This window comes from Pseudomonas sp. EL_65y_Pfl1_R83 (genome assembly GCF_963970695.1).
In the GTDB taxonomy this organism is placed as follows: Bacteria; Pseudomonadota; Gammaproteobacteria; order Pseudomonadales; family Pseudomonadaceae; genus Aquipseudomonas; species Aquipseudomonas tritici.
The window spans coordinates 1-587 of record NZ_CAXAQI010000152.1; the positions used below are offsets into that span (position 1 = coordinate 1).

At 66.3% G+C, this 587-nt stretch carries 1 protein-coding gene; it reads left to right on the forward strand.

Annotation, left to right across the window (positions count from 1 at the left end; all coding sequences use genetic code 11):
- Positions 1 to 83 precede the first annotated feature (83 nt).
- Positions 84 to 587: RDD family protein (locus tag AACY08_RS28140; protein WP_339472374.1), on the forward strand; the 504-nt coding region annotated here is incomplete at its 3' end.

Here is a 587-nt window from a genome sequence, read left to right on the forward strand (position 1 = left end):
TACCGCCGATCTGTCGCGCTATGCGATCGGGCTGGCGATGCTGGCTGGCTGGCTACTGTATTTCTATCTGCCGAGGGGTCGCCATGGCGTTGTTCAGGCGTAACCGGACGCGCCGCCCGAAGGGCCCGCAATCGCTGCGGCGCAGCTTCGTCACGCCCGAAGGCGTCGATCTGCAAATCGAGCTGGGCGGGGCGGGAGTCCGCGCCGCCGCCTTCATGGTCGACGCGGTGGCGATGTTGATTCTGCTCGTCTTGGCGACGATCGCCATCGTCTTGCTGTTCGTGGCGAGCAAGCAAAGCGCCCTGGCGATCCTGTGGTTGCTGGGCTTCTTCGTGTTGCGCAATGGCTGGTTCGCGCTGTTTGAGATGGGCGGGCGCGGGGCGACGCCAGGCAAGCGCTTGATGGGCCGGCGCGTCGTCGCGCGCGATGGCGCGCGGCTGACCGGGGGGGCGGTGATCGCGCGCAACGCAATGCGCGAGCTCGAAGTGATCCTGCCGCTCAGTTTCCGGATGTCGCAAGCGGTGCTGGGGTTGGCGGACAGATTCGCGACGAGCAGTGCGCTGGTGTGGAGCGGAATTTTCCTGTTC